The sequence below is a fragment of the Undibacterium sp. TC4M20W genome (assembly GCF_049340245.1).
Lineage (GTDB): Bacteria > Pseudomonadota > Gammaproteobacteria > Burkholderiales > Burkholderiaceae_D > Undibacterium.
The window spans coordinates 183813-197565 of record NZ_JBMPPI010000001.1 but is presented as its reverse complement, the minus strand read 5'-3'; the positions used below and the strand labels follow the sequence as shown (position 1 = coordinate 197565).

9 protein-coding genes and 1 tRNA gene are annotated in these 13753 nt (G+C 49.7%); all 10 read left to right on the top strand.

Translation table 11 applies throughout. The annotated features are described in order from the left end of the window. The first annotated feature begins 38 nt into the window (after positions 1 to 38). The 10 genes from tuf (at position 39) to rpoC (ending at position 13726) form a co-directional block, all read left to right on the top strand. Entirely contained in the window at positions 39 to 1229 is a 1191-nt protein-coding gene (tuf, locus tag ACO0LL_RS00970) for an elongation factor Tu (protein WP_422948930.1), read from the top strand. A gap of 69 nt (positions 1230 to 1298) precedes the next feature. Continuing rightward, positions 1299 to 1374 (top strand) — tRNA-Trp (locus ACO0LL_RS00965). A 36-nt stretch (positions 1375 to 1410) separates the two neighbouring features. Next, positions 1411 to 1794, top strand: coding sequence for a preprotein translocase subunit SecE (gene secE, locus ACO0LL_RS00960; RefSeq protein WP_422949022.1), 384 nt, complete (start codon positions 1411 to 1413; stop codon positions 1792 to 1794). Beyond that, the gene (gene nusG / locus ACO0LL_RS00955; RefSeq protein WP_422949021.1) at positions 1794 to 2387 is read left to right on the top strand and encodes a transcription termination/antitermination protein NusG; all 594 of its coding nucleotides are present in this window, start codon (positions 1794 to 1796) and stop codon (positions 2385 to 2387) included. The genes secE and nusG overlap by 1 nt, the downstream gene beginning before the upstream one ends. Positions 2388 to 2555: 168 nt before the next feature. Next, positions 2556 to 2987 (top strand): 50S ribosomal protein L11, encoded by a 432-nt coding sequence (gene rplK, locus ACO0LL_RS00950; RefSeq protein WP_186956792.1) that lies wholly within the window; start codon positions 2556 to 2558, stop codon positions 2985 to 2987. Further along, complete coding sequence (rplA, locus tag ACO0LL_RS00945; protein WP_186956790.1) at positions 2987 to 3682, top strand: 50S ribosomal protein L1; 696 nt, start codon at positions 2987 to 2989, stop codon at positions 3680 to 3682. Before rplK ends, rplA begins: the two co-directional genes overlap by 1 nt. 295 nt (positions 3683 to 3977) lie before the next feature. Continuing rightward, entirely contained in the window at positions 3978 to 4517 is a 540-nt protein-coding gene (gene rplJ, locus ACO0LL_RS00940) for a 50S ribosomal protein L10 (protein ID WP_422949020.1), read from the top strand. 52 nt (positions 4518 to 4569) lie between these two features. After that, positions 4570 to 4938 carry a 50S ribosomal protein L7/L12 gene (gene rplL, locus ACO0LL_RS00935; protein WP_422949019.1) on the top strand — a complete coding sequence of 123 codons (369 nt, stop codon included), beginning with the start codon at positions 4570 to 4572 and terminating at the stop codon, positions 4936 to 4938. A 222-nt stretch (positions 4939 to 5160) separates the two neighbouring features. Then, positions 5161 to 9267 carry a DNA-directed RNA polymerase subunit beta gene (gene rpoB, locus ACO0LL_RS00930; protein ID WP_422949018.1) on the top strand — a complete coding sequence of 1369 codons (4107 nt, stop codon included), beginning with the start codon at positions 5161 to 5163 and terminating at the stop codon, positions 9265 to 9267. Positions 9268 to 9493: 226 nt separating this feature from the next. Next, complete coding sequence (rpoC, locus tag ACO0LL_RS00925; protein ID WP_422949017.1) at positions 9494 to 13726, top strand: DNA-directed RNA polymerase subunit beta'; 4233 nt, start codon at positions 9494 to 9496, stop codon at positions 13724 to 13726. Positions 13727 to 13753 lie beyond the last annotated feature (27 nt).

Sequence of the window (13753 nt, the reverse complement as noted above, 5' to 3'; positions counted from 1 at the left end):
TGCCTGAGCATTCTCATCAAAATCGTTAGGAGTCCAAAATGGCAAAAGGTAAGTTCGAGCGCACCAAGCCGCACGTCAACGTCGGTACAATTGGTCACGTTGATCACGGTAAAACCACACTGACAGCAGCGATTGCAACAGTCCTGTCGAAAAAATTCGGCGGCGAAGCTAAAGCATACGACCAGATCGATGCAGCACCAGAAGAAAAAGCGCGCGGTATTACTATCAATACAGCCCACGTTGAGTACGAAACAGCCGGTCGTCACTACGCCCACGTTGACTGCCCAGGCCATGCTGATTATGTTAAAAACATGATTACTGGCGCGGCTCAAATGGACGGCGCGATCCTGGTTTGCTCCGCAGCAGACGGCCCAATGCCACAAACTCGTGAACACATCCTGTTGGCACGTCAAGTTGGCGTTCCATACATCATCGTATTCCTGAACAAATGCGACATGGTTGATGACGCTGAGTTGCTGGAACTGGTTGAAATGGAAGTTCGTGAATTGCTGTCCAAATACGAATTCCCAGGCGACGACCTGCCTATCATTCAAGGTTCCGCTAAACTGGCCCTCGAAGGCGACAAAGGTCCTCTGGGCGAAGAAGCCATCATGAAACTGGCTGATGCTCTGGATACCTACATCCCAACACCAGAACGTGCTGTTGACGGCGCCTTCCTGTTGCCAGTAGAAGACGTATTCTCCATCTCCGGCCGCGGTACAGTCGTTACTGGCCGTATCGAACGCGGTATCGTCAAAGTTGGCGAAGAGATCGAAATCGTCGGTATCAAAGACACAGTCAAAACAACATGTACTGGCGTTGAAATGTTCCGCAAACTGCTCGACCAAGGTCAAGCAGGTGACAACGTCGGCGTATTGCTGCGTGGTACAAAACGTGAAGATATCCAACGTGGTCAAGTGTTGGCAAAACCAGGCTCAATCAAGCCTCACGCCCACTTCACAGGCGAGATCTATGTTCTGTCTAAAGATGAAGGTGGCCGTCATACCCCATTCTTCAACAACTACCGTCCACAGTTCTACTTCCGTACAACGGACGTCACTGGTTCGATCGAGTTGCCGAAAGACAAAGAAATGGTCATGCCAGGTGATAACGTATCTATCACTGTTAAGTTGATCAACCCGATCGCGATGGAAGAAGGCTTGCGCTTCGCTATCCGTGAAGGTGGCCGTACAGTCGGTGCTGGCGTTGTTGCTAAAATCATCGAGTAATAAATAAGTAGTAAAATACAAGCCTTGCCTGATTCGTTCAGGCAAGGCTTGTAGTAAATGTCAAGATGTAGGGGTGTAGCTCAATTGGCAGAGCGTCGGTCTCCAAAACCGAAGGTCGCGGGTTCGATTCCCTCCGCCCCTGCCACCATCAAGGCCGCTGGCCACCGAAAGTAAATAAAGTATGTCTAATCATCCCGTTCAAACAGTTAGTACATCCAATGACAAGTACAAAGTCATTCTGGCGGTAGTGGCTGCAGTTGCCGGTGTTGCTGCTTTTTATATTCTCGCTGGACAGGCAACGTGGATACGTGCCATCGCTTTGGTAGTGGGTTTGTTGGTTGCTGTTGGATTTATCGCAACTTCTGAAATGGGTCGCGATTTTGTCAGCTTTGCAAAAGAAGCTGTGCGCGAAACTAAAAAAGTTGTCTGGCCAACCCGCAAAGAAGCGGGGCAGATCACTGCCGTAGTATTCGGCTTTGTTCTGGTGATGGCGCTTTTCCTGTGGGGCACCGATCAGTTGATCGGATTTGTGTTGTATGACGTAATCCTCGGATGGAAAAAATAATGAGCGAGAACATTCAGGAAAACGAAGAAGGTACAGCACCAGCGGTGTCTGTACCTAAAAGTGCTAAAAGATGGTACGCCGTGCATGCTTATTCCGGTATGGAAAAGAGCGTGCAACGTGCATTGGTGGAACGTATAGAACGCGCAGAGATGCAAGACAAATTCGGTCAGATTCTGGTTCCGACTGAAGAAGTGATAGAGCCAAAGAATGGCAAGAAAGTCGTCACTGAGCGCCGCTTGTTCCCCAGCTATGTATTCGTTGAAATGGAAATGACTGACGATACCTGGCATTTGGTAAAAAACACCAGCAAGGTAACCGGTTTTATCGGCGGCAAATCAAACAAGCCTTCGCCGATACCACAGCACGAAGTCGACAAGATCTTGCAGCAGATGCAAGAAGGCGTTGAAAAACCAAGACCAAAAGTCTTGTACGAAGTAGGCGAAGTAGTCCGTATCAAAGATGGTCCTTTCACTGACTTTAACGGCAATGTCGAAGAAGTCAATTATGAAAAGTCCAAAGTACGCGTGACAGTCACTATTTTCGGCCGTGCTACACCAGTAGAGCTGGAATTCTCCCAGGTCGAAAAGGTTTAACAGGATTCACGTTTGACCAGTACGTAACAAAGCAATTTGTTGAAACTGGTTAGAGCGTTGGCTGTGGTACTACAAACGTAATACAGGCAATTCTCAGCAGGCAGAGGAGCCTGCTGGTGTGAAAAGATACCGGCAGGCGCTACTACTCATTTTTTGAAGGAGCCAAACATGGCAAAGAAAATCATTGGTTTTATCAAGCTGCAAGTGCCAGCTGGTAAAGCAAACCCATCCCCACCTATCGGTCCAGCTCTGGGTCAACGTGGTCTGAATATCATGGAATTCTGCAAAGCGTTCAACGCGCAGACCCAAGGTATGGAACCAGGCATGCCTATTCCTGTTGTGATCACCGCATTTGCTGACAAGTCTTTCACATTCGTGATGAAGACGCCTCCAGCAACTTACATGATCAAAAAAGCAGCTGGCATCACTAAAGGTTCTGCAAAACCACATACAGACAAAGTTGGCAAAATCACTCGCCAGCAAGCTGAAGAAATCGCGACAGTTAAACGCGCTGATTTGACAGCAGCTGATATGGACGCAGCGGTGCGTACTATTGCTGGTTCTGCTCGTTCCATGGGCATCACGGTAGAGGGTCTGTAATGGCTAAGTTATCTAAAAAAGCAAAATTGCTGGCAACGAAAGTTGACCGTCTGAAAGTGTATCCATTTGACAATGCTATCGCTTTGATCAAAGAATGCGCAACAGCAAAATTCAACGAATCCATCGACGTATCCGTCCAACTGGGCGTTGATCCTAAGAAATCTGACCAAGTTGTTCGTGGCGCAGTTGTATTGCCAGCTGGTACAGGCAAAACAGTACGCGTAGCCGTATTTGCACAAGGTGCAAAAGCGGAAGAAGCGAAAGCTGCCGGTGCTGATATCGTTGGTATGGAAGATTTGGCTGAACGCGTTAAAGCTGGCGACATGCCATTTGACGTCGTTATCGCTTCTCCAGACACTATGCGTATTGTTGGTACTCTGGGTCAGATCCTGGGTCCACGCGGTTTGATGCCTAATCCTAAAGTCGGTACAGTGACTCCTGACGTAGCTACTGCAGTTAAAAATGCAAAAGCTGGTCAAGTACAATACCGTACAGACAAAGCAGGTATCATCCACACAACAATCGGCCGTAAGTCGTTTGCTGATGGTGACCTGAAGTCCAACCTGGTTGCACTGATCGAAGCTTTGAATAAAGCCAAACCAGCATCCAGCAAAGGTGTGTATCTGCGTAAAGTATCCATCTCATCCACTATGGGTGCAGGTGTACGTGTAGATCACGCTAATCTGGCAGGCTAAGAATTAAGTCCCTGCATCTTTTGATGCAGGGCGCATCTTTGGGCTGGATGTTTTGAACAAACATCCAGAGTGTCAAAGACCGTTGGGCCGAGTGTGCGAGTGTAGTTTTCAAGCATGAGGTTAATATCTGAAGAGCAATCGACAGGCCCCAACGCAGATGGTGTACCCGAACAAGTTTTGTAGTGATTACTGGTCCCCCAGTGAAACTCCTAACTTCGGACGCCGTGTTCGAAACGATATGAGGGAAGTACATCATTCCGGTGTATGGACTGAATATCATTAATGGAGGTTGACCGTGAGTCTCAATCTGAATGACAAAAAAGCCGTCGTCGCTGAAGTCTCTGCAAAAGTAGCAACTGCACAGACTATCGTCGTGGCCGAATATCGTGGCATCCAGGTCGGTCATTTGACGCAATTGCGTGCTAGCGCACGCGCTCAAGGCGTATACATGCGTGTGTTGAAAAACACATTGGCACGTCGCGCTGTTGAGGGAACTGCATTTGCAAGTCTCGCTTCTGAAATGACTGGTCCGTTGATTTATGCAATCTCGGAAGATGCTGTTGCTGCTGCTAAAGTCATTCAAGACTTTGCAAAAAGCAATGACAAACTGGTTGTTAAAGCGGGTAACTATGCAGGCAAATCGCTGGATAAAGCTGGCGTTGTCGCATTGGCAAGCATTCCTAGCCGTGAAGTATTGTTGGCGCAAGTGGTTGGCATGATGCAGGCTCCTGTATCTGCTTTCGCACGTGTTCTGGCAGCCGTCGCAGCACAGAAAGAAGCAGGTTCTCCTGCAGCACCAGTAGCTGAAGAAGCTGCTGAAGCTGCCGCAGAATAAGTTTTTTTCCGTCAAATACCGTATCAATGTAATTAATTAATTGGAGTTTCAAATGGCAATTAGCAAAGAAGATATCCTGGAAGCCGTAGGCGCGATGTCCGTAATGGACCTGAACGACCTGGTAAAAGAGTTTGAAGTTAAATTTGGTGTTTCCGCTGCAGCAATGTCTTCTGGTCCAGCAGCTGGCCCAGCAGCAGTTGTTGAAGAACAAACAGAATTCAATGTAATTCTGACTGAAGTTGGCGCAAACAAAGTTGGCGTCATTAAAGCAGTTCGCGAAATCACTGGTCTGGGCTTGAAAGAAGCTAAAGACGTAGTTGATGGCGCACCAAAAGCAGTTAAAGAAGCAGTTTCCAAAGCTGATGCTGACGCAGCTAAGAAAAAACTGGAAGATGCTGGCGCGAAAGCCGACATCAAGTAATTCAGGTATTATGGCAAGTCTTCGGATTTGCCCAAGTCAAAGACAGGAATCCTCTTGGAAGAGAGGGTTCCTCTTTGGCTTCTTTGTCGTTCAGGGTTGTTTAGCTGTTTATTAAGACCAAGGGTTGAGACTTGAGGTTTTTTTGTCACAGAGTTGCTAGGCTTTATTTTTGTGACAAGAATCCTGAATTCTCTATCCTTCCTTGCCACTCACGGAGTGTCCATGCACTACTCATTTACTGAGAAGAAGCGTATTCGTAAATCTTTTGCGAAGCGCGCCAACGTCCACAACGTTCCGTTCTTGCTGGCGACTCAAATCGAGTCGTACCAGAGCTTTTTACAAGAAGACAGAACACCGCCAACTCGTAAGAACGAGGGTTTGCAGTCTGCCTTCACCTCGATTTTCCCTATTGTTTCGCACAATGGGTTCGCACGTCTTGAATTCTTGTCCTACGTTTTAGGCGATCCTGCGTTCGACGTCAAGGAATGTCAATTGCGCGGCCTGACTTATGCATCACCTTTGCGTGCAAAAGTTCGCCTGGTCATTCTGGACAAGGAATCACCAACCAAGCCGGTTGTCAAAGAAATGAAAGAACAGGAAGTCTACATGGGCGAATTGCCTTTGATGACAACCACTGGTTCTTTTGTCATCAACGGTACTGAGCGCGTTATCGTTTCTCAGTTGCACCGTTCCCCTGGCGTGTTCTTTGAACATGACCGCGGCAAGACACATTCTTCCGGTAAATTGCTGTTCTCGGCAAGGATCATTCCTTACCGTGGTTCTTGGCTCGACTTTGAATTCGATCCTAAAGACATCCTGTTCTTCCGTATTGACCGTCGTCGCAAGATGCCAGTCACTATCTTGCTGCGTGCTATAGGCATGAGCAATGAACAGATTCTGGCCAATTTCTTTGTCTTCGATAATTTCAATCTGCACAGTGATGGCGCAGAAATGGAATTCGTTGCAGAACGTCTGCGTGGCGAAGTTGCCCGTTTTGATATCAGCGACAAAGACGGCAAAGTCATCGTTGCCAAAGACAAGCGTATCAATGCCAAGCATGTACGTGAGATCGAAGCCGGTGGTATCAAGCACATCTCCGTGCCTGAAGACTACCTGCTGGGTCGCGTCCTGGCCAAGAACATCGTTGATGCAGACACTGGCGAAGTGATTGCCAATGCCAATGATGAGCTGACAGAAGAATTGCTGGGTCGTTTGCGCGATGCCAAAGTCACTGATATCCAGACTTTGTACACCAATGACCTGGATCAGGGTGCTTACATTTCCCAGACTCTGCGTGCTGATGATACAGCGGACCAGATGGCTGCCCGCGTTGCCATCTACCGCATGATGCGTCCTGGCGAACCACCAACAGAAGATTCTGTTGAAGCCCTGTTCAATGGTTTGTTCTATAGTGAAGACCGTTACGATCTGTCCGCAGTCGGCCGCATGAAGTTCAACCGCCGTATTGGCCGTGATGAACTGACAGGTGCCATGACTTTGTCGAACGAAGACGTATTGGCCGTGATCAAGATCCTGGTTGAGCTGCGCAATGGCCGTGGCGAAGTCGATGATATCGATCACTTGGGTAACCGCCGCGTACGTTGCGTTGGTGAATTGGCTGAGAACCAGTTCCGTGCTGGTCTGGTACGTGTTGAACGTGCTGTCAAAGAGCGTCTGGGTCAGGCTGAAGCCGACAACCTGATGCCGCATGACCTGATCAACTCCAAGCCTATCTCTGCTGCGATTCGTGAGTTCTTCGGTTCTTCACAATTGTCCCAGTTTATGGATCAGACCAACCCATTGTCAGAAATCACGCATAAGCGTCGTATTTCCGCCCTGGGACCTGGTGGTTTGACACGTGAGCGCGCCGGCTTTGAAGTCCGCGACGTTCATCCAACCCACTATGGCCGCGTCTGCCCGATTGAGACACCAGAGGGACCAAACATTGGTCTGATCAACTCACTGGCTCTGTATGCTCGCCTGAACGAATACGGTTTCCTGGAAACACCATACCGTAAAGTGGTTGATAGCAAAATCACATCTCAGATCGATTACCTGTCTGCGATTGAAGAAGGTCGTTACATCATCGCTCAGGCGAATGCGACGATTGACGGCGAAGGCAAACTGATCGATGAACTGGTCTCTGCCCGTGAAGCTGGCGAAACGATCCTGGTATCCCCAGAGCGTATCCAGTACATGGACGTGGCTACCGGTCAGGTGGTTTCTGTTGCGGCATCTCTGATCCCGTTCCTCGAACACGATGATGCGAACCGTGCGTTGATGGGCGCCAACATGCAACGTCAAGCCGTTCCTTGCTTGCGTCCAGAAAAAGCATTCGTTGGTACAGGTATCGAACGTACTGTGGCAGTTGACTCCGGTACTACAGTACAGGCGCTGCGTGGCGGTAAAGTTGATTACATCGATGCGGGCCGTATCGTTATTCGTGTGAATGATGCTGAAGCACAGGCTGGTGAAGTCGGTGTGGATATTTACAACCTCATTAAGTACACCCGTTCCAACCAGAACACCAATATCAACCAACGCCCTATCGTTAAAGTGGGCGATCTGGTAGCAAAAGGTGACGTATTGGCCGACGGTGCATCCACAGATCTGGGCGAATTGGCCCTGGGTCAGAACATGCTGGTCGCGTTCATGCCATGGAATGGTTATAACTTCGAAGATTCGATCCTGATCTCTGAAAAAGTTGTGGCTGATGACCGCTATACCTCGATTCATATCGAAGAGTTGTCGGTTGTTGCTCGTGATACCAAGCTGGGTGCGGAAGAAATCACACGTGATATCTCCAATCTGGCAGAAAACCAACTGGCACGTCTGGATGAATCCGGTATCGTCTACATCGGTGCTGAAGTAACAGCCGGTGATACCCTGGTCGGTAAAGTGACACCAAAAGGTGAAACTCAACTGACACCAGAAGAAAAACTGCTGCGCGCCATCTTCGGTGAAAAGGCTTCTGACGTTAAAGATACTTCCCTGCGCGTGCCTTCCGGCATGGTAGGTACAGTTATCGACGTACAAGTGTTCACCCGCGAAGGCATACAACGCGACAAACGTGCACAACAGATTATCGATGATGAATTGAAGCGTTATCGCCTCGATTTGAACGATCAGTTGCGTATTGTTGAAGGCGATGCATTTGAGCGTCTGGAACGTATGCTGGATGGCAAGATCGCTGACGGCGGCCCGGCCAAACTGGCTAAAGGCACCAAGATCACCAAGGAATACCTGGCCAGCGTGGATAAATACCACTGGTTCGATATTCGCCTGGCATCTGATGAAGCAGCCAATGCACTGGTCGCGATGAAAGATTCCATCGCTGAAAAACGTCATCAGTTCGATCTGGCTTTTGAAGAAAAACGTACCAAGCTGACGCAAGGCGATGAATTGCCGCCAGGCGTACAAAAAATGGTCAAGGTTTACCTGGCTGTTAAACGTCGCCTGCAACCTGGTGACAAAATGGCGGGTCGTCACGGTAACAAGGGTGTGGTTTCCCGTATCGTGCCTATCGAAGACATGCCTTACATGGCTGACGGTACACCAGCAGACATCGTGTTGAACCCACTGGGTGTTCCATCACGTATGAACGTTGGTCAGGTTCTGGAAGTGCATCTGGGCTGGGCAGCGAAAGGTCTGGGCTTGCGCATAGGCGAAATGCTGAAAGCCAAAGCCAAGGTAGAAGAACTGCGTGATTTCCTGAAGAAGATTTATAACGAATCTGGCAAGAAGGAAGACATCGACGGCTTCTCCGATGCTGAGATACTGGAATTGACGAACAACCTGAAGCATGGCGTGCCATTTGCAACACCGGTATTTGACGGTGCGCATGAAGATGAAATCCGTCGCATGCTGGATCTGGCTTTCCCTGACCATATCGCCGCGCAACTGGGTATGACACCATCGAAAAACCAGGTCACCCTGTTTGATGGCCGTACCGGTGAAGCGTTTGAGCGTAAAGTCACGCTGGGTTACATGCACGTACTGAAATTGCACCATCTGGTTGATGACAAGATGCATGCACGTTCGACCGGTCCTTACTCTCTGGTCACGCAACAACCACTGGGCGGTAAAGCGCAGTTCGGTGGTCAGCGTTTCGGTGAGATGGAAGTCTGGGCACTGGAAGCTTACGGCGCGTCTTACGTCTTGCAAGAGATGTTGACAGTCAAGTCCGATGACGTGAATGGCCGTACCAAAGTGTACGAAAACCTGGTCAAGGGTGACCATGTGATCGACGCCGGCATGCCTGAGTCCTTCAACGTTCTGGTCAAAGAAATCCGCTCTCTGGGTATCGATATCGATCTCGAACGTAGCTAAGAAGTTTAGTTTTGTAATTGCAGTAAAGTCATCGCCCGGATAGCATTCGGGCGATGGCCGTTAAACCTGGCAAGCAGTTTGGAAGTAATGTCGTTCCCGGTATCAGCGGAACCTGTGTCGAAAAGACCTGGCTCTCCCGCTCATGCGAACAGGGTAAAGCGGCGAAGCTTCTGTTGCAGCACCATTCAGCCACCAAGCGTTTGCGCGCTTAACTGGAGTGATACACATGAAAGCTCTGCTCGATCTATTCAAGCAAGTCCAACCCAACGAACAATTCGACGCGATCAAAATTGGTCTGGCGTCTCCAGAAAAAATTCGTTCCTGGTCCTACGGCGAAGTTAAAAAGCCGGAAACCATCAACTATCGTACTTTCAAGCCTGAGCGCGACGGTCTGTTCTGCGCCAAGATTTTTGGTCCTATCAAGGATTACGAATGCCTGTGCGGCAAGTACAAACGTCTGAAACACCGCGGCGTTATCTGCGAAAAATGTGGCGTTGAAGTGACTCTGGCCAAAGTGCGTCGTGAACGCATGGGCCATATCGAGCTGGCTTCCCCAACTGCACATATCTGGTTCCTGAAATCCCTGCCATCCCGTCTGGGTATGGTATTGGACATGACCCTGCGCGATATCGAACGCGTTCTGTATTTTGAAGCATATGTCGTCACCGATCCAGGCATGACTCCGCTGAAAAAATGCCAGATCATGTCTGAAGATGATTACGCTGCCAAGTACGAAGAATTCGGCGACGAATTCACTGCTTTCATGGGTGCTGAAGGTATCCGCGAATTGCTGCGCTCCATCGACATCGACCGTGATGCAGAAACCCTGCGCACAGAGTTGAAAGAATCCAAATCTGAAGCCAAGATCAAGAAATACGCAAAACGTCTGAAAGTACTGGAAGCATTCCAGCGCTCAGGCATCAAGCCAGACTGGATGATCATGGAAGTTCTGCCGGTCCTGCCGCCAGAACTGCGTCCATTGGTCCCGCTGGATGGTGGCCGTTTTGCGACTTCCGATCTGAACGATCTGTATCGCCGCGTCATCAACCGTAACAACCGTCTGAAGCGTCTGATGGAATTGCGCGCTCCTGAAATCATCACACGCAATGAAAAGCGTATGTTGCAGGAAGCCGTCGATTCCCTGCTCGATAACGGCCGTCGCGGTAAGGCAATGACAGGCGCCAACAAGCGTCCTCTGAAATCCCTGGCAGAAATGATCAAGGGTAAGGGCGGTCGTTTCCGTCAAAACTTGCTGGGTAAGCGCGTCGATTACTCTGGTCGTTCCGTTATCGTGGTTGGTCCACAACTGAAATTGCATCAGTGCGGTCTGCCAAAATTGATGGCATTGGAACTGTTCAAACCTTTCATTTTCAATAAACTGGAATTGATGGGTCTGGCAACGACCATCAAGGCAGCGAAAAAACTGGTAGAGATACAAGAACCAGTCGTATGGGATATCCTGGAAGAAGTCATCCGCGAACATCCTATCATGCTGAACCGTGCGCCTACGCTGCATCGTCTGGGTATCCAGGCGTTTGAACCGGTCCTGATTGAAGGTAAAGCGATCCAGTTGCACCCACTCGTCTGCGCGGCTTTCAATGCCGACTTTGACGGTGACCAAATGGCTGTCCACGTTCCTCTGTCTATCGAAGCTCAGATGGAAGCACGTACTTTGATGCTGGCATCCAACAATATTCTGTTCCCATCCAATGGTGAACCGTCTATCGTTCCCTCCCAGGATATCGTGTTGGGTCTGTACTACGCTTCCCGTGAAAAAATCAACGGCAAGGGCGAAGGCATGATGTTCCCTGACGTTTCAGAAGCGATCCGCGCCTGGGACAACAAGGAAGTTGAGCTGAGCACACGTATCACAGTCCGTATTACTGAATTTCCGAAAGATGCTGAAACTGGCGAATTCGTCAAAACCATCAAGCGTTATGAAACGACTGTTGGCCGTGCGATCCTGTCCGAGATTCTGCCTAAGGGCTTGCCATTCACCGTACTGAACCGTGCGTTGAAGAAAAAAGAAATTTCCAAACTCATCGATACCTCATTCCGCAAGTGCGGTCTGCGTGCAACGGTGGTGTTTGCTGATCAATTGATGCAAATGGGTTTCCGCCTGGCGACACGCGCCGGTATCTCCATCTGTATTGATGACATGTTGGTTCCACCACAAAAAGTGACTTTGCTGGCAGCAGCAGAACACGAAGTCAAACAGATCGAACAGCAATATGCATCCGGTCTGGTGACTGCGGGTGAGCGTTACAATAAAGTGGTCGATATCTGGGGCAAGACCGGTGATGAAGTCGGCAAGGCCATGATGGAACAACTCAAAGTTGAACCAGTCACGCGCCGCGACGGCACTGTCGGTACACAAGAATCTTTCAACGCCATTTATATGATGGCCGACTCCGGTGCGCGTGGTTCTGCAGCCCAGATTCGTCAGTTGGCAGGTATGCGTGGTCTGATGGCGAAACCGGATGGCTCGATTATCGAAACGCCGATCACCGCGAACTTCCGCGAAGGTCTGAACGTTTTGCAGTACTTTATTTCCACTCACGGTGCGCGTAAAGGTCTGGCCGATACGGCGTTGAAAACAGCTAACTCCGGTTACCTGACACGTCGTCTGGTTGACGTGACGCAAGATTTGGTCGTGGTTGAAGATGACTGCGGTACAGCCAACGGTTCTTCCATGAAGGCGATCGTTGAAGGCGGTGAAGTTAACGTGCCTTTGCGTGACCTGATCCTGGGCCGCGTTTGCGCCAATGACATCGTTAATCCAGAAACACAGGAAACATTGTACGAAGCTGGCTCACTGCTGGATGAAATAATGGTAGAACGCATTGAAGCCCTGGGCATCGATGAAGTCAAAGTACGTACACCACTGACATGCGACACACGCTACGGCCTGTGCGCCATGTGTTATGGCCGCGATCTGGGTCGTGGTTCCCTGGTGAACTCTGGTGAAGCAGTCGGTGTTATCGCTGCGCAGTCCATCGGTGAACCAGGTACACAGTTGACGATGCGTACCTTCCATATCGGTGGTGCGGCATCCCGTGCAGCGATTGCATCTTCTGTTGAAGCCAAGTCCAACGGTACTATCCGTTTCACAGCGACCATGCGTTATGTCACTAACGGTAAAGGCGACCAGATCGTTATTTCCCGTTCTGGCGAAGTGCTGATCACTGATGACCACGGTCGTGAACGTGAACGTCATAAGGTACCTTACGGTGCAACCCTGATCGTTAAAGACGGTTTGATCATCAAGGCTGGTACTGCATTGGCGACATGGGATCCATTGACCCGTCCTATCATTACCGAATACACCGGTACGGTGAAATTCGAAAACGTCGAAGAAGGCGTGACTGTTGCCAAACAGGTTGATGAAGTGACCGGTTTGTCCACGCTGGTGGCGATCGATGCTAAACGCCGTGGTAGCGCAGCAGGTAAAACACTGCGTCCACAAGTCAAGCTGTTGAACGAACAAGGTGAAGAAGTCAAAATCGCTGGCACAGAACACGCAGTAACGATCGGCTTCCAGGTGGGCGCGCTGATTACCGTCAAAGACGGTCAGCAAGTACACGTGGGTGAAGTTCTGGCGCGTATCCCGACTGAATCACAAAAAACCCGTGATATTACCGGTGGTCTGCCACGCGTTGCCGAGTTGTTCGAAGCCCGTTCACCAAAAGATGCCGGTATGCTGGCAGAGGTAACAGGTACGGTTGCGTTTGGTAAAGAAACCAAAGGTAAGCAACGTCTGGAAATCACAGACATGGACGGCGAGAAACACGAGTTCCTGATCACCAAGGACAAACAAGTCCTGGTGCATGACGGCCAGGTCGTGAACAAGGGTGAGATGATTGTTGACGGCCCAGCCGATCCACAAGACATCCTGCGTTTGCTGGGTATCGAAGCGCTGGCACGTTACATCGTTGATGAAGTTCAGGACGTGTACCGTTTGCAAGGCGTTAAGATCAATGACAAGCACATTGAAGTTATCGTGCGTCAGATGTTGCGTCGCGTTGTCGTGGTTAATCCAGGCGATGCTAACTACATCGTTGGTGAACAGGTAGAACGTTCTGAATTGCTTGATGAAAATGATCGCGTAGCAGCAGCTAACGGTATCCCTGCAACATATGAAAATATCTTGTTGGGTATTACCAAGGCATCCCTGTCCACCGATTCCTTCATCTCTGCGGCGTCCTTCCAGGAAACCACACGTGTTCTGACCGAAGCTGCGATCATGGGCAAAAAAGACGGTCTGCGTGGTTTGAAAGAAAACGTCATCGTTGGTCGCCTGATCCCTGCTGGTACAGGTCTGGCATTCCACCGCGCCCGCAAGTTGAAAGAAACTTGGGAAGCAGATGAACGCGTAGCCTTGCTGGAAGCGGAAAAAGCAGCATTTGCGCCGATACCAGAAGTAACAACAACTGATGTGGTGGATGGCGGCGAAGCATAAGCAATCACCGCAGCAATACAGCACTAT